Below are 15,894 nucleotides of genomic sequence, written 5' to 3' on the forward strand. Positions count from 1 at the left end.
CACCGGGACCCGCTCACCGCTGCCGGCGGCCCCGGCCGCCGACGACCCGAAGGGGGCTCGATGCCCCCGAGGGGCGTTTTCGCCCCGCACTGCGGCCGGGGTGTTGCGCGCGGGTTGCCGGCCTCTCGCGGGATACGTCCCGTCGGGGGCATCGAGCCCCCTCGGGCCGTGGGCGACCCGGGGGCCGGGGCCGCCGGGCACGTCAGCGTGCGAGCAGGGGCTGGTCTTCGGCGGCGGCGGCGATGGCGGCTTCCTGGTGGGGCTGGAGCTCCTGCTGGCCATAGGCGGCCATGTTGGAGAACCACGGGTCCTCGATGCCGGTGGCGTGGCCCGAGAGCTCCTCGATCACCGCGAGGCCGCAGTAGGGCACGTGGGAGGCGGAGTAGCCGCCCTCGTGGTTCATCGCGATGCGCCCGCCGCAGGCCGCGCCGGCGAAGTCCATCAGCGCCCGGGTGAGGGCGCGGTAGGTGCCCGAGTGCATCATCATGCAGCCCAGCGGGTCGTTCGCCGAGCCGTCGAAGCCGCTCGCCACCACGATGACCTCCGGCCGGAAGGCGGCGAGGGCCGGCAGCACGATGCGCTCGAAGGCCGCGACGTAGGCGCCGTGGCCCGAGCCGGGGGGCAGGGGGATGTTGATGTTCGCCCCCAGCCCCGCGCCCGCCCCGCGCGCGCTCACGGCGCCGGTGGTGAGCGGGAACAGCCGGTCCTGGTGCAGCGAGATCGTGAGGGTCTCGCCGTCCTCCCAGAAGGCCTGCTCGGTGCCGTTGCCGTGGTGCACGTCCCAGTCCACCACCGCCACGCGGCCGAGCCCGTGCAGGGCGCGGGCCTTCTTCACCGCGATGGGGATGTTGGCGAGCAGGCAGAAGCCCATGCCGATGTCCCTCTCGGCGTGGTGGCCGGGCGGGCGGGTGAGGGCGTAGCCGTTCGCCACCTCGCCGCGCAGCACCGCCTCCAGAACCGCATATGTGCCGCCCGCCGCCAGCCGCGCGATCTCGAAGGAGCCGGGGCCGAAGGGGGTGAGGCCGCCGGCGTCACCCCCCTCGGCCTCCGAGAGCGCGCGCAGCTTCGCGATGTAGGGCGCGGTGTGGACACGCAGCATGTCCTCCTCGCTCACCTTCGTGGCGGGGAGCGGCGTGAGGTGCTCCAGCATGCCGGAGACTTCCAGCAGGTTGCGCAGCCGGCGCTTGGTGGCGGGGTTTTCCGCGTGCTCCCCGGGCTCGATGGTGAGCCCGGGCGGGAAGACGGCGGCGTAGTTGCGCGTGTCGTGCCAGAGGTAGAGCTCGTGGAAGTTGAACCCCGTCGCCATCACGCCCCCGCTTCCGCCGCCGCCGGCACCCGGCCTGCGATGGCCCGCGCCGCGCGCTCGGCGATGAGCACCGTGGCGGTGTTGGTGTTGCCCGAGATCATCCGCGGGAAGAGCGAGGCATCGGCCACGTGCAGCCCCTCGATGCCCTTCACGGCGAAGCTCGAAGGGTCCACCGGGGCGGCCGCGTCGGTGCCCATGCGCAGGGTGCCGGCGGGGTGGTAGAGCGTGGTGCAATGGCCGCGGATGTAGGTCTCGAGCTCGGCATCGCTGCGGCACTCGGCGGAGGGCTGCATCTCCTCGCCGAGCAGGCTCGCGAGCGGCTCTGTCGCCGCCACCCGGCGCTGGATGCGGATGGCCTCCACCAGCGTGGCGATGTCGCGGCCCGAGGGGTCGGAGATGAAATACTTCGGGTCGAGGTCCGGGTGGTCGAGCGGGTTTGCCGAGCGCAGGCGGATCTCGCCGCGGCTCTCCGGGCGCTGCAGGGTGCAGTGCATGGTCATGCCGGATTTCGAGGCGAGGAAGCGCGCGTAGTCCCGGTGGGGGGAGGCCGCGCCGTAGAACTGCAGGTCGGGCTCCACGTCGGGGCGCGAGCGCACATGCGCGCCGGCCGCCACCCAGGCCGAGGTGCGCGGCCCGGTCTTCGCGCGCTCCCACTCCTCCTGCGAGGCGGTGAGGAAGGCCTCGTCCCAGGCGCCGATGCCGCCCTCCTCCTTGGCGTAGTAGGAGAAGGGGATGTTGATGTGGTCCTGCAGGTTCTTGCCCACCTGGGGCACGTCGAGCACCGGGGTGACGCCGACGGCGGAGAGCTCGTCCGCCGGGCCCACGCCCGAGAGCATCAGCGTCTGGCACGAGCCGATGGAGCCGGCGGAGAGCACCACCTCCGCCTCGGCGTAGACCTTCTTCGGCACGCCGTTCTCGAGATACTCCACCCCCTTCGCCCGGCCGTTCTCGATGATCACCTTCGTGATCAGCACGCCGGTCTTGAGCGTGAGGTTGGGCCGGGCGAGCGCGCCCTCGAGGAAGGCGCGGGAGGTGCCGGAGCGCGCGCCCTCGCGGATGGTGAACTGGAAGAAGCCGAAGCCCTCCTGCTCGGGGCCGTTGAAGTCGGGGTTCGCGGGGTAGCCGGCGGCGACACCTGCCTCGATCCAGGCGCGCTCCCAGGGGTGGGTCCAGGCCACGTCCTCCACGTGCAGCGGGCCGGAGGTGCCGTGGTAGGCGGGGTCGGTCTGGCCGGTGTTGCCCTCGGTCGCGATGAAATCGGGCAGCACGTCCTTCCAGCCCCAGCCGGGGCAGCCCAGGCTTTCCCAGGTGTCGAAGTCCGAGGGCAGGCCGCGGATGTAGATCATCGCGTTCATCGCGCCCGAGCCGCCCACCATCTTGCCGCGCGGCCAGAAGATGCGCCGGCCGCGGCAGCCGGGCTGGGCCACGGTGTAGTAGCCCCAGTCGGCGGCGGTGTTGAACAGGGTCACCCAGTCGGAGGGGATGCGCGAGTTGATCGGCGGCTCGCCGCCCGCCTCCAGCAGCAGCACGCGCCGGTCGGGGTCGGCCGAGAGGCGGGAGGCGAGCACGCAGCCGGCCGAGCCGGCGCCCACGATGATTGTGTCGTACATGTCAGCGGTCCTTTCAGGGGCGGCGTCGGAAGAGGTCTGCCGCCTTGCCCACCAGCCCGCGGGGCAGGAGCACGGTGACGGCGGCGATGATGAGCCCGAGCCCGAGGGTGCGGAACTCCCCGGCCTCGCGCATGAATTCGTCGGCGAGCATCAGCACGATCGCCCCCACCACCGGGCCCCAGAAGGTGCCCACGCCCCCCACCACAGCGATGGCGATGACGAAGAGCAGCTGGGAGAGCGAGAACAGCCCCGGCCCGATGGCCTGGAAATGCGCGGCATAGAGCCCGCCGGTGAGCCCGGTGAAGAAGGCCGAGAGCGCGAAGACCAGGAGCTGGGTGTGGAAGCGGTTCACCCCGCGCGCCACGGCATAGGCCGGGTTGTCGCGCAGCGCCTTGAAGGCGAGGCCCATGGGCGAGCGGATGATGACCCAGGACATCACCATGGTGAGCACGAAGCCGCAGAGCACGATGGCGTAGTTGCCCATCATCCAGTCGCCGCGCAGCAGCTGGCGCATGCCGAAATCGCCGAAACGGGCAAAGCCGGTGGCCCCGCCGGTGAACTGCCGGCACGAGGTGCCCTCCATGCGGAAGCAGGCCGTGTCGGTGACGATGAGCAGGTAGAGCACCTGCGCGATGGCAAGCGTGAGCAGCGCCACGTAGACCCCCTGCAGCCGCAGGCAGGCGAGCCCCACGATCACCGAGAACACCACCGCGATCAGCGCGCCGAGCGGGATCGCGGCCCAGATCGACAGCTCGAGATACTGTGCGAGCATGGCGGTGGCGTAGCCGCCCACCGCGAAGATGGCCATCTGGGCGAGCGAGAACACCCCGGCATAGCCGAAGAGCAGGTTCCATTGTGCCGCCACCGAGGCCCAGAACAGCGCGAGCACGATCTGGCCCAGCACGTAGCGGCTGTCGATCAGGAAGGGGGCGGCGATGGCGAGGGCGAGCAGGAGTGCCCCCACGGCGAGGTCGGTCGCGATGCCGCGGCGGGGGGCAGGGGCGGCGGCGGGGAGGGATGCGTCGGTCATGGCTCGCTCCTCACATGCGGCGGATCTGGGCGCGGCCGAACAGGCCGGCGGGGCGCCAGATCAGGATGGCGATCACGAGCAGCAGCAGCACCGGGAAGCCCCAGCGCGCCCCTGCGCCGAACTGCACCGCCGCCTCGATGATGGCGAGGCCGAAGGCCGCGGCGATGGCGCCCGGCAGGTTGCCCAGCCCTGCGACCACGCACATGATGAAGGCCTTCAGCATCGGGTCGGCCCCGAGGCCCGGCGTGAGCTGGGTGATCGAGCTCACCAGCACGCCGCAGATGCCGGCAAGCCCGCCGGAGAGCGCCAGCACCTGCAGGTAGACCCGGCCCACCGGCACGCCCATCAGCAGCGCCGCGTCGCGGTTCTGCGCCGTGGCGCGGATGGCCCGGCCCATGCGGGTGCGCGAGATCAGCACCGAGACCGCCACCATCACCGCGACGGCCACCGCCACGATGACGATGTTGAGGAGCGGCACCACGCCCGCCCCCACGCCCACCGCGCCGGAGATGGCGAAGGGCTGGCGCAGCGGCTGGCCGCCATAGACGAGCAGCAGCGCGTTCTGCAGCGCGATGGCGATGCCCACGGTGGCGATCATCACGCTGGTCTCGAAGCCGGGCCCGCCGGATTTCAGCAGGCTGCGCACGATGCCGAGGTAGAGCAGCATGCCGGCAAGCGCGCCGGCCGCCACGGCCGCCAGCATCGCCACCGGAAGCGGCAGGCCGAGGGTCTCGACCACGGTGAAGGTGATGTAGCCGCCGAGTGCGAGCATCGCGCCATGGGCCATGTTGAGCATGCCCATCGAGCCCCAGATGAGCGAGAGCCCCACGGTGGCCAGCGCGTAGAGCGCGCCGTTGGTGAGGCCGGTGACCAGAACGGCGGTGAGGATGTCGAGCATCTCAGCCTCCCAGGTAGGTGGCGAGCAGCTCGTCACGGTCCATCAGCTCCGCGGGCGGGCCGGACCAGACGATCTCGCCATTGTCGAGCAGGTGCATGGTGTCGCAGAGCTCGGCCACCCGGGCCGGGTTCTCCTCCACCAGCAGGATGGTGCGGCCCTGTTCGCGCAGGCGCCCGATCACCTCGTAGATCTGCTCGATCACGAGGGGGGCGAGGCCGAGGGAGGGCTCGTCGAGCATCAGGATGCGCGCGCCCGCCATCAGCCCGCGGCCGATCCCCACCATGCGCCGCTCGCCGCCCGAGAGCGAGGAGGCGAGCTGACGGTGCCGCTCGCGCAGCCGCGGCAGCAGGGCGTGCACCTCGGCGAGCCGCGCCTCGATCACGCCCGCGTCGGCCTCCCTGTAGGCGCCCATCATCAGGTTCTCGTGCACGGTCATCTCGGGGAAGAGCAGATCACCCTGCGGCACGTGGGCGACACCGGCGGCCGCGATGCGGTGCGGGGCGAGGGCCTGCACCTCCGCGCCCCCCACCAGCACGCGGCCGGAGCGCGCCCGCACCAGCCCGGAGACGGTGCGCAAGAGCGTGGACTTGCCGTGGCCGTTGGGGCCGACGACGGTGACGATGCGGCCCCGGGGCACCTCGAGCGAGATGCCGCGCAGCACGTCCGGCCCCTCGTATCCGGCGGTCAGCCCCTCGAGGCTCAGCGCGATGTCGGGCTCAGGCATGGGCGGGCGCTCCGGCGAAATGGCGCTTCAGGCGGCGGGCGGCGCCCTGGCCGAGATAGGTCTCGACCACGGTCTCGTCCTCGGCCACGCGGTCGGGCGGGCCCTCGAAGATGATCTGGCCGTGATGCATGATCAGCACCCGGGTGGAGAGGGTGAGCAGGAAGCGCATCACGTGCTCGATGAGCACGATGGTGATGCCGCGGGCCTGCATGCGGCGCACCAGCTCCTGCACGAGGTCGATCTCGGCGCTGTTGAGCCCGCCCACCGGCTCGTCGAGGAAGATCATCCGCGGCTCGGTGGCCATGGCGCCGGCGATCATCAGCAGCTTGCGGTCGAGCACCGGCAGATCACCCGCGCGCAGGTGCGCCTTGGGCCCGAGGCCGGCGAACTCCAGCGCCTCCGCCGCCGCCGCGCGCGAGGCGGCGGAGAGGCGCAGGCCCGGAAAGCGCCGCGCGTGGCGGCCGAACTGGGCGGCCACCGCCACGTTCTCCGCCACGGTGAGATGCTCGAAGGCGGCGTTGAGCTGGAAGGTGCGCGCGATGCCGGCGTGGCAGATCTCGTCCGCGCCCGCCTCGGTGATGTCGCGGCCCATGAAGTCGATCCGCCCCCCGGAGGGGGCGGTGATGCCGGTCACCACGTCGAAGAAGGTGGTCTTGCCGGCGCCGTTCGGCCCGCCGATGCCCAGCACCTCGCCGGGGGCGACCTGCAGGGACACCGCATCCACCGCGCGCAGCGAGCCGAAGTGGCGGCTCACCGCGTTGCAGGTCAGGATCGGTGCCGCGCCCGGGCTCACGACATCCACGGCGGCATCATGAACGGCGCCTTGGCGTAGGAGCCGGGGGCGACCATCACCGGGTCGGCGGCCACGTCCTGGTGCTGGAGGAACTGGTGCGGCATGCCCAGCGAGGCGTCGGCGATCTGGGTGGGGTAGCAGAAGGCGGACTGGCCCTCGGGGTCGAAGCGGCAGATGCCGTTCACGCCGCGGTAGATCAGCCGGTTCATCGAGGCGGCCACCTTCATCGCCTGCTCGCGGTCGAAGGGCGCGCCGGGCCCGCCGGCAATGGCGGCGGCGAGCGCCCATTTCCACAGCCCGTCATAGGTCTGCGAGCCGGTGAGGTAGGAGGAATTCTCGCCGAAACGCTCGCGGTAGGAGCTGCGGAAGGCTTCGGAGAACTCATCGGGCAGGCAGCCCACCACGGTGGAGTAGAGCACGCCCTTCACCGCGTCGCCGCCGATCTCCTTGAAGGCGGGCAGCGAGGGGCCGTACTGCATGTAGATCAGGCTGTTCATCGGCTGCGGCGCGAACTGCACCATGAACTGCGCGAGGTCCTGGGGCAGGAAATGCGTCACCGCGATCACCGCCGGCGGGTCCTGGCGCAGCTTGGCGAGGGTGGGGCCCCACTGGTTGTTGGGGAACTGCACGGTCTCGTAGAGCGAGATTTCCCAGCCGTATTCCGCCGCCTGGTCGCGCACCGCGTTGGCGATCACGATGGAATACTCGTTGGCCGAGGGGATGAGCGCGAGCTTGCGGTTCGGCGGTGTCCACTGGCCGCTCTCGATCAGCGTGTTGAGATAGGTGAGCAGGCCGGGGCCGTAGTAATATTCCGGCGGGTCGCCCTGGAAGCAGCCGTAGTAGCGCTCGGGGTCTTCCTTGAACTTGTTGTTGTGCGAGATCATCGTGTTGTAGTGGCAGAAGATCACGTCGTTATCCGCCGCCACGTCCATCTCGACCATGTTGGTGCCCGAGTTGTAGCCGTTGATGATCACCGGCGCCTCGTAGCGGTCGATCAGCCGCTGCATGGCCTGGGAGACGAGGTCGGCGCCCATATCGGCGGTGTCCTCGACATGCAGCTCCAGCGGGCGGCCGAGCACGCCGCCGGCGGCGTTGATCTCGTCCACCGCCATGGTGAGCCCGTTCTGGAACTCGATGCCGTCGGCCGCGGCGATGCCCGACATCGGCAGGGCGGCGCCCACGGGGATGGGATCTCCCTCGGCCTGGGCGCGCGCGCCGTTGAGACCGGCGAGCAGGGCGGTGCCCGCGGCACCCGCCGCGGCCGAGCCCCTGAGCAGGGAACGTCTGGTCAGCATCGTCAGCACTCCTTGTTGGATGGCGCCTGCATTCTGGTGCGGGTCGCTTGTTCTGGCAGTCTGGCGCGCCGGCCCCGCGGGGCCGGGCGCCGGGGATCTCAGAGGAACCGCTCCGGGTGGGCGGCGCCGTAGGCCTTCGCGAAGCCGATCACCTCGGCGTCGCGGCCACGGCCGGCAATCACCTGCAGCGCGATGGGCAGCCCGCTTTCCGAACGCCCGGCGGGCAGCGAGGCGGCGGGCTGCTGGCTGAGGTTGATCGGGTAGGAGAAGCCGGCCCACTCGATCCAGCGCGGCAGGCCGGAGCCCGGCGGCACCTCCTCGCCGGCGCGGAAGGGCAGCACCGCGGCACCGGGAGAGACGAGAAAGTCGTACTCGCCCAGCAGCTTGTCCATCGCCGCGCCGTATTCGGCCCGGGCGGTGACGGCGGCGAGATACTGCGGCACCGACCAGCCCTCGGCCACGGCGGCGATCTCGGCCATGCCGGGGTCGACCGCGGCGCGCTGCTCGGGGCTGAGGCCGGAGAGGCGGCTCGCGGCGCCCGCGTACCAGTGGAAGTTGAAGGTCTCGAGCAGGCTCTCGGACATCGGCAGGGCGATCTCCTCGACAATTGCGCCCGCGGCGGCGAGGGCTGCCACCTCCGCGTCGATGCGCGCCGCGATCTCGGGGTCGACAGTGCCGGAGGGCGGGGTTTTCCAGTAGCCGATGCGCAGGCCGGCGAAGGACACCTCCACCGGGTCGAGCCCGGGGAACACCGCCTCGCCCTGCAGCCAGTCCTGCCGGTCACGGCCCGACATCACGTCGAGCATCAGGCCCATGTCGTCGGGCCGGCGGGTCATCGGGCCCACGTGGGCCACGGTGCCGAAGGGGCTGGCGGGATAGGCGGGCACCCGGCCGAAGGTGGGCTTGATGCCGCAGATGCCGGTGAAGCTCGCCGGCACCCGGATCGAGCCGCCGCCGTCGGAGCCGAGGTGGAACACGCCCGCGCCGCAGGCCGCCGCCGCCGCCGCCCCGCCCGAGGAGCCGCCGGGCGTCACCTCCGGGTCCCACGGGTTGCGGGTGATGCCGGTGAGCGCGCAGTCGGTGAGCGCCTTCCAGCCGAATTCCGGCGTGGTGGTCATGCCGAGAAACACCAGCCCCGCCGCGCGCATCCGCGCCACCGAGGGCGCGTCCTCCGCCTTGGGAGCGGCATCGGTGGTGGTGGAGCCGTAGCGCGCCGGCCAGCCCTTCACCGAGACGATGTCCTTGATGGTGGAGGGCACGCCGTCGACCGGCGACAGCGGGTTGCCCGCCTTCCAGCGCGCCTCCGAGGCCCGGGCGGCGGCAAGCGCGCTGTCCGCGTCGATCATCGAGAAGGCGTTGAGCCGCGCCTGCACCGCCTCGGCCCGCGCGAGCGCGGCCTGCGTGACCTCCACCGGCGACAGCCGGCCCTCGGCATAGGCCGCCGCGAGGGCGCGGGCCCCCATGCGGCAGAGTTCCGGGGCATCGGCGATGGGGGTGGTGTCAGGGTCTTGCACGCTGGGCCGTCCGTCGAATTAAGATATGGTTAACGGATGCTGCGGTGCGGTTGGTTCTGGATAAAATGCATTGTTTGTATAAAGTTTATACATCGAATGTAGAAAGGCCGGATAAATGAGCGCGAGCCTTCGACAGTTGCGCTACGTCTGTGCAGTGGCCGAGCACGGCAGCTTCCTGCGTGCGGCCGAGGCGATGCACATCTCCCAGTCCTCCATCCTCGCCGCGGTCGAGGCGGCGGAGAGCGACCTCGGCGCGCGGCTGTTCGAGCGGCGGCGGGCGAAGGGTGTCGTCGTCACCCCGGCGGGGGAGCGCTTCCTGATCGCGGCGCGCCAGCTCCTTGCCGCGGAGCAGGATTTCAACACGCGGGTGAAGGGGCTGAACGACCGGCACGGGCCGCTGCGCATCGGCTGTTTCGAGCCCTTCGGCTCGATGTTCATGGTCGAGGTGCTGGGCCGGCTGAAGGCGCAGGTGGGGCCGTTCAACGTCGAGGTGATGGAGGCGGACCAGCCGCGGCTGAAGCGTTTCCTCGACCGCGGCGAGGTGGACGTGGCACTGGCCTACGACCTCGGGCCGGACTTCGAGGGCACCATCACCGAGATCTGCCGCGCGCCGCCGCACGCGATGGTGCCGCTGTCGAGCCCGCTGGCGCTGAAACCCAGCGTGAGCATCGAGGAACTGGCGCGCGAGCCGCTGGTGCTGCTCAGCCAGCCGCTCACGGTCACCTACCTGCTCACGCTCTTCGACTACGCCGCGCAGCGCCCGGAGGTGAGCTTCCAGAGCCGCAGCTACAACACGGTGATCCGCGCGGTGGCGGCGGGTTTCGGCTGCACGGTGCTGAACCTGCGCCCGCCCCGGCCGCTGGAGGTGGAGAGCGGCTGCCTGCGCCTGCCGATCGACGAGGCGCTGCCGGGGCCCAAGCTCATCGCGGTCGACCGCTACGGCGACCGCAAGCCGCGGCTGCTGAACAGCTTTCTCGAGGCGCTCGCCGCCTATTTCGACGGGCCGCGCCCCGGGGCGCTCGCCGCAGAGTAGGCCGTGGGGGGGAGCCGCCTTGCCCTGCGCGAGGGCGCCCGGCGGGAGGGGGACGGTGCGGGGCCGCCGCGGCGGCCCCGGAAGGGGTCAGGCGCCCTGGCTGAGCGCGGGGTCCGGGCGGACCTGCTCGCACCAGGCGCGGATCGCCTCGTCGAGCGAGTTGGCGGTGGCGGAGGCGCCGAGGATGACGATGGTGCAGCCATCCTCGGCCCAGGCCGTCTCGGCACCGTCTTCCATGCAAAGCGTCTCGAGCAGCTCCTGGCGGTCCTCCGGCGTGAAGCGCCGGCGGAAATCCTCGGAGATGGCGCGGCGGCGCTGCCCTGTGCGGGTGAGCGCGGCATGCGAGATACCGGGGGTCTGGATCGTCATCTGCGTGGTCCTTTCGCATTCGGCCGCCGGTCCCGGCGGGGCCGGACAGCGGTGCGTTGTTCGGGACACTCCCATGCCGGCCCGGGCGGGCGGCAGGAGCGGTCGCGTTCGTTCCGCGCCGGGATCAGCACGGGGCAGGTGCCGCGGAGGGCACTGCCGGGAGCGGGTTGCCAGCCCCGCGGATATGCGGAGAGTTTGGCGTCGGCTCTGGTACGTGGGTCGGACAGGTCACCGGATGGCGGCGTCGCGCGTTGCCTCTATCCGGTTCTGCCCCAGATCATCACGCTCGGAACGAAGACACGAAACATTCTGTAACACAGAACCGGCTCCACCTTTGAGCTAAATTTTCCCCACCCACCCGCGGAGGGCGAAGCCCGCCGGATTCCAGTCGGTTACGCAGGGGTTTCGGCCGCCTCGCGCCGTGCGGCGCGGAGGTCCGCACTCACGCCGGGGGCGAATCGGGCCGAATCGGCCAGGCCGGAACGCAGACGGCCCCGCGCAAGGGCGGGGCCGCTCTGATGGTGTTCACGCCGGAGGGAGCCGGCCCCGCTCAGCTCGGCACGATGTTGCGGCGGTCGAACTGGAAGAGCCAGGTCTCGGTGAGCGGCGCGTCGTCGAGCGAGAGGTACATGCGCAGCTCGGTGGCCTGCTGCTCGGGCTCGAGCTCGAGGTCGATGGTCGCGCGCCAGACATTGCCGTCGGGCACCGGCTCGGCGAAGGTGCGGATCACCCGGCCGTGCGAGCTGCTCACCTCCACTTCGGGGAAGACGCCGTAGGGGATCCTGGTCATCACCGAGGGGCGGTCGAACTCCACCACGAACTTGTACTGGTTGGCCGGGCGCGGCTTGCCCGGCTCGCCGCCGCGGCCGATGCGGGTGGCGACGGTCTGGGCGATGTTCTCGGCCGGGTGCGGCTCGCCGTCCTGCCAGTAGAGCCGGTAGTGCAGCCGGTAGCTGCTGCCCGCGGTGGCCGGCGCCTCGGGCACCCAGAAGGCGCCGATGTTGTCGTGGATCTCGTCGTCGGTGGGGATCTCGAGCAGCTGCACCGCGCCCGCGCCCAGCGGCTCCACCGGCTCCACCCACAGGCTGGGGCGTCGGTCGTAGCGCACACCGTCCTGGAAATGGTCGAACAGCCGGTCGCGCTGCATCAGCCCGAAGCCTTTCGGATCATGGTCCTGGAAGGCGGCGACGGAGGTGAAGGGCGGGTTGTTGAGCGGGCGCCAGATGCGCTCGCCCGCGCCGGTCCACAGCGCGAGCCCGTCGGAATCATGCACCTCGGGGCGCCAGTCGTTGATGCGCTCGCGGCCGTATTCGCCGTACCAGAACATCGAGGTGAGCGGGATGAGGCCGAGCCGGCCGATGTCGGCGCGCAGGAACAGCGCGCACTCCACCTCCATGTTCACGCCGGCCGTGCGGTCGATGCCGCGGGTCATGCGGAAGCGGTAGGCGCCGGTGATGCTGGGCCCGTCGAGCAGGGCGCAGACGGTCACCGGGGCGTCGGGGTCGGTGGTCTCCTCGATGTAGAACTCGGTGAAATCGGGGAATTCCTCCGGCCGGTCGGGCAGGGCGGCATCCACCACCACGCCGCGCGCCGAGAGCCCGTACTGGCCCGAGGCGCCGATGGCGCGGAAGTAGGAGGCGCCGAGGAAGGCCACCCAGTCCTGCGTGGGCCAGTCGGCCTCGCTGTTCCATTCCTGCAGGCGGAAGCCGGCGAAGCCGGAATCGGGCGGCAGCTGCCGGGCCGGGCTGTCCTGAGGCATGTCGAACAGGTCCGGGCTGTAGGCGATCTCGGTGGCGGTGTCGCCCTCGACCATGTGCATCTTCACCGCCTTGGTGAAGAACTGGCCGAGGTGGAAGAAGGTCACCGGGTAGGCGCCGTGACGGTCGGCGAAGGGGGCGCGGTCGGTCTTGAACTTCAGCTTGCCGTGCGCCTCGTAGTCGATCTGCGCGGTGACCTCGGGCATGGGCCGGTAGGGGGGCGTGTAGGGCGCCTTCGCGGCGGCCTCGGCGCGGGAGACGAGCTCCTCGTAGGAGAAGGGCTGCAAGGCGCCCTGTGCGAGTGCGCGCCGGGCGGCGAGCGGCGTGGCAAGAAGAGCGGCGAGGCCGGCAGTGCCGCGCAGCATGTCGCGTCTGTTCAGATGCATCTGATCCCCTTGGTCCCTGTGTCGTGGCGTTGGCCTGTCGCAACGCAACAGACAATAATGGTCAGCTTCGTCAACATTTCCAGAAGCTTCCCGAAAGCGCGAACACTGCGTGAGCGGCTGCACGCGGCGCGGCGGGCCGCTTCATTCCACCGGAAGGTAGTGCAATCAGGAGCTTGGCAGGCCCCGCTCACACCGGGTGCGAAGGTCCGGGCGCAGCCCCGGGCCGTGGCAACGCGCCGCGGCAGGCGCGCCTCAGGCCGCCGCAAGCCGCCGGCGCGCGATGGCGGCGAGCAGCTGTGCGCCGGGCATCAGCGCGCGGTCGTCGAAGTCGTACTCCGGGTTGTGCAGCGGCGCCGAGGCCTCGCCGTTGCCGATGAAGGTGAAGACGCCGGGCACATGGGCGAGGAAGCGGGCGAAGTCCTCCGAGGCGCAGACCGGCTCCGCCGCGGCGCAGACCGTGGCGCCGGGCAGGCTGCGGGCGGCGGCCACCACCTCCTGCGCCAGCGCGGGGTCGTTGAGCAGCGGCACAAACTCGCGCCGGTACTCCACCGTGACGTCGAGCGCATAGGAGGTGGCGGTGCCGGCGGCGAGGCGGCGCATCTCCGCCTCGATGCGGGCCGAGACGGCGGGGGTGAAGCTGCGCGCGTCGCCGAGGAGCCGCACCGTGCCGGGCAGCACGTTGCGCGTGCCGTCGGTGAGGAATTCGGTCACCGAGACCACCGCCGCCTCCGCCGGGCTGAGCCGGCGCGAGACGATGCCCTGCAGGTCGCCCACCAGGGCGCAGCCCGCCACCAGCGCCTCGCGCCCGGTGTCGGGGCGCGCGGCATGGCCGCCGGTGCCGCGCAGGGTGATCTCGAAAATGTCCTCCGCGGCCATGAGCGCGCCGGGCCGGGTGGCGACATGGCCGATCGGCAGGCCCGGCATGTTGTGCAGCCCGTGGATCTCGTCGAAGGGAAAGCGGCTCAGCAGCCCGTCATCGAGCATGGCGAGGGCGCCGCGGCCCCATTCCTCGGCCGGCTGGAAGAGGAAGCGCACCGTGCCGTCGAAACCGCCTTCCGCCGCCAGAAGGTGTGCCGCACCGAGCAGCATGGCCACGTGGCCGTCATGGCCGCAGGCGTGCATCAGCCCGGGGCTGCGCGAGCCGTGCGGGCGGCCGGGGGTCTCCGCGATGCGCAGGGCGTCCATGTCGGCGCGCAGGGCGATGGCGCGGTTGCCCGCGCCGCGGCGCAGGGTGGCGACCACGCCGGTGCCGCCGATGCCGCGCGCCACCTCGAGCCCGAGGGCTTCCAGCGTGTCGGCCACGAAGGCGGCGGTCCCGTGTTCCTCGAAGCCGAACTCGGGGGCCGCGTGCAGCCGGTGGCGCCAGCCGGTCATGCGGGCGAGGAGGGGGGCGTTCATGCGCGCGCTCCGGCCAGCACCGCCTCCGGGCGCAGGCCGGTGAGGCTGTGGTAGAGCGCGGGGTCGGTCGCGCCCTCGGTGTTGATCACCAGCACCCGGGCGGCGGGGCCGAGGCCGAGTGCGTCGCCCAGGCGCCCGTCGTCGAGCGCGTGGAGCAGGCCGGCGAGGCCGGCGGCCCCGCTCTCGCCCGCCACGATGGCGGGGTCTCCCGGCTCGGGCGCGGCGAGCCGGCGCATGGCGGCGGGGGCGCTCTCCTCGTCGAGCGCGAGGAAACCCTCGGCCAGCCGCTCGAGGATGCGCCAGGCCACGCGGGAGGGCTCGTAGCACTCGAGCATCGCCATCACCGTCGGTGCCTCCTCGGGCACGCGCACCGGCGCGCCGGCCCGGGCGGAGGCGAGCAGGCAGGCCGCGCGCTGCGGCTCGACCACGACCACCCGCGGCATGCGCGGCCCGAGCAGCGCCTGCAGGTGCCCGGCCACCGCGGCGGCAAAGCCCCCCACGCCGGCCTGCAGGAAGACATGCGTGGGCGGGGCGGGCAGGGCGGCCAGCGCCTCGGCCACCAGCACGGTGTAGCCCTGCATCACCAGGCCGGGAATGCGCTCGTAGCCGGGCCAGGACGTGTCGGAGACCACGGTCCAGCCCTCGGCCTCCGCCACCCGCGCCGCCTCCTCCACCGAGGCGTCGTAGCTGCCCTGCACCCGGATCATCCGCGCGCCGAAGGCGGCGATGGCGGCGACGCGCGCCTCGCTGACGCCGGAATGCACGAAGATCGCGGCCCGTGCGCCGCACAGCCGCGCGCCCTGGGCCACGGAGCGGCCGTGGTTGCCGTCGGTGGCACAGGCGAAGGTCATTCCGGCGGCGATGGCGCGCACCGGGGCGGAGGCGAGGTCCTGCGGGGCCACGGGCCGGCCGAGCCGGCGGGCCGCCTCCTCCAGCACCAGCACCTGAACCGCGTAGGCGCCGCCGAGCGCCTTGAAGCTGCCCAGCCCCAGCCGCGCGCCCTCGTCCTTCACGTGCAGGGCGCCGAGGCCGAGGCGCGCCGCAAGGCCGGGCAGGGCGGTGAGCGGCGTGGGCCCGTGGTCGGGGCGCAGGGGCAGCAAGGCGGCGGCGCGGGCCACGCCCCCGGGCGCGAAGAGCTCCGCGTCCGCGGGCAAGAGCGGCGCGCCGCGCAGGGCGCTGCGATTGGCGATGTACATGGCTGGTCTCCTCGGCTGACCCGCGCAATGCTATTGCACGGGAGGGGAGTAATCCGCTGTATTTCACCCCGTCCGATGCAAGTTTGCTTCACGAGGGAGGCCCCCGGCGATGCAGGAGCCCGACCGTTTCGACCGCGCGATCCTCGCGATCCTGCAGCGCGACAACCGCACGCCGCAGCGGCGCATCGCCGAGGAGGTGGGGCTCTCGGCCCCGGCCGTGCAGCGGCGCATCCGGCGGATGGAGGCGGAGGGGGTGATCACGGCCAACGTGGCTCTGGTGGCGCCCGAGGCGCTGGGACGCGCGCTCACCATCATCGTGGAAGTGGCGCTGGAGAGCGAGTCGGCCGAGCTGCTGGACGCGGCGAAGCGCGCCTTCTCGGCCGCGCCGGAGGTGCAGCAATGCTACTACGTCACCGGCGAGGTGGATTTCGTGCTGCTGCTCACGCTGCGCAGCATGGCCGAATACGAGGCCTTCACCCGCCGGGTGTTCTTCGCCGACGCGAACCTGCGCTTCTTCCGTACCCTCGTGGTGATGGACAGGGTGCGCGCCGGGCTCGACATGCCGGTGGCGCCCGCCCCCTGAGC

General features: G+C 71.9%; 14 protein-coding genes. 2 read left to right on the plus strand and 12 right to left on the minus strand.

Features of this window, described 5'->3' with window-relative positions:
- Nucleotides 1-202 precede the first annotated feature (202 nt).
- From D3P35_RS09130 to D3P35_RS09165, 8 genes are all read right to left on the minus strand, one after another.
- Nucleotides 203-1,306 carry a class II histone deacetylase gene (locus D3P35_RS09130; protein ID WP_118134407.1) on the minus strand — a complete coding sequence of 368 codons (1,104 nt, stop codon included), beginning with the start codon at nucleotides 1,304-1,306 and terminating at the stop codon, nucleotides 203-205.
- Complete coding sequence (locus D3P35_RS09135; protein WP_118134408.1) at nucleotides 1,306-2,916, minus strand: GMC family oxidoreductase; 1,611 nt, start codon at nucleotides 2,914-2,916, stop codon at nucleotides 1,306-1,308. Before D3P35_RS09135 ends, D3P35_RS09130 begins: the two co-directional genes overlap by 1 nt.
- A gap of 13 nt (nucleotides 2,917-2,929) precedes the next feature.
- Nucleotides 2,930-3,946: a branched-chain amino acid ABC transporter permease gene (locus D3P35_RS09140; RefSeq protein WP_118134409.1), complete on the minus strand. Its 1,017-nt coding sequence runs from the start codon at nucleotides 3,944-3,946 to the stop codon at nucleotides 2,930-2,932.
- A gap of 10 nt (nucleotides 3,947-3,956) precedes the next feature.
- On the minus strand, nucleotides 3,957-4,844 hold the full coding sequence (locus D3P35_RS09145) for a branched-chain amino acid ABC transporter permease (protein ID WP_118134410.1): 888 nt from the start codon (nucleotides 4,842-4,844) through the stop codon (nucleotides 3,957-3,959).
- A 1-nt stretch (nucleotide 4,845) separates the two neighbouring features.
- Complete coding sequence (locus D3P35_RS09150; RefSeq protein ID WP_118134411.1) at nucleotides 4,846-5,568, minus strand: ABC transporter ATP-binding protein; 723 nt, start codon at nucleotides 5,566-5,568, stop codon at nucleotides 4,846-4,848.
- Nucleotides 5,561-6,370, minus strand: a complete 810-nt coding sequence (locus tag D3P35_RS09155) for an ABC transporter ATP-binding protein (RefSeq protein WP_232830438.1) — start codon at nucleotides 6,368-6,370, stop codon at nucleotides 5,561-5,563. The genes D3P35_RS09150 and D3P35_RS09155 overlap by 8 nt, the downstream gene beginning before the upstream one ends.
- Nucleotides 6,358-7,656 carry an ABC transporter substrate-binding protein gene (locus D3P35_RS09160; RefSeq protein WP_118134412.1) on the minus strand — a complete coding sequence of 433 codons (1,299 nt, stop codon included), beginning with the start codon at nucleotides 7,654-7,656 and terminating at the stop codon, nucleotides 6,358-6,360. The genes D3P35_RS09155 and D3P35_RS09160 overlap by 13 nt, the downstream gene beginning before the upstream one ends.
- Nucleotides 7,657-7,754: 98 nt before the next feature.
- Nucleotides 7,755-9,170 carry an amidase gene (locus D3P35_RS09165; RefSeq protein WP_198670522.1) on the minus strand — a complete coding sequence of 472 codons (1,416 nt, stop codon included), beginning with the start codon at nucleotides 9,168-9,170 and terminating at the stop codon, nucleotides 7,755-7,757.
- A gap of 115 nt (nucleotides 9,171-9,285) precedes the next feature.
- Here D3P35_RS09165 and D3P35_RS09170 point away from each other — a divergent pair, with 115 nt between their 5' ends.
- Nucleotides 9,286-10,203: a LysR family transcriptional regulator gene (locus D3P35_RS09170; protein WP_118134414.1), complete on the plus strand. Its 918-nt coding sequence runs from the start codon at nucleotides 9,286-9,288 to the stop codon at nucleotides 10,201-10,203.
- An 87-nt stretch (nucleotides 10,204-10,290) separates the two neighbouring features.
- Here the strand turns inward: D3P35_RS09170 and D3P35_RS09175 are convergent, their stop codons facing one another.
- The 4 genes from D3P35_RS09175 to D3P35_RS09190 all read right to left on the minus strand — a co-directional run bounded on the left by D3P35_RS09175 (nucleotide 10,291) and on the right by D3P35_RS09190 (nucleotide 15,309).
- The gene (locus D3P35_RS09175) at nucleotides 10,291-10,572 is read right to left on the minus strand and encodes a hypothetical protein (protein WP_118134415.1); all 282 of its coding nucleotides are present in this window, start codon (nucleotides 10,570-10,572) and stop codon (nucleotides 10,291-10,293) included.
- Between the two features lie 550 nt (nucleotides 10,573-11,122).
- Nucleotides 11,123-12,715 (minus strand): glucan biosynthesis protein, encoded by a 1,593-nt coding sequence (locus tag D3P35_RS09180; protein WP_118134416.1) that lies wholly within the window; start codon nucleotides 12,713-12,715, stop codon nucleotides 11,123-11,125.
- 252 nt (nucleotides 12,716-12,967) lie between these two features.
- Nucleotides 12,968-14,113 (minus strand): amidohydrolase, encoded by a 1,146-nt coding sequence (locus tag D3P35_RS09185; protein WP_118134417.1) that lies wholly within the window; start codon nucleotides 14,111-14,113, stop codon nucleotides 12,968-12,970.
- The gene (locus tag D3P35_RS09190) at nucleotides 14,110-15,309 is read right to left on the minus strand and encodes a diaminopropionate ammonia-lyase (protein ID WP_118134418.1); all 1,200 of its coding nucleotides are present in this window, start codon (nucleotides 15,307-15,309) and stop codon (nucleotides 14,110-14,112) included. Before D3P35_RS09190 ends, D3P35_RS09185 begins: the two co-directional genes overlap by 4 nt.
- Nucleotides 15,310-15,418: 109 nt before the next feature.
- Between D3P35_RS09190 and D3P35_RS09195 the strand changes: the two genes are divergently transcribed.
- Nucleotides 15,419-15,892: an Lrp/AsnC family transcriptional regulator gene (locus D3P35_RS09195; RefSeq protein WP_118134419.1), complete on the plus strand. Its 474-nt coding sequence runs from the start codon at nucleotides 15,419-15,421 to the stop codon at nucleotides 15,890-15,892.
- The last annotated feature ends 2 nt before the right edge of the window (nucleotides 15,893-15,894 follow it).

The organism is Oceanicella sp. SM1341, assembly GCF_003448965.1.
Taxonomy (GTDB): domain Bacteria; phylum Pseudomonadota; class Alphaproteobacteria; order Rhodobacterales; family Rhodobacteraceae; genus Paroceanicella.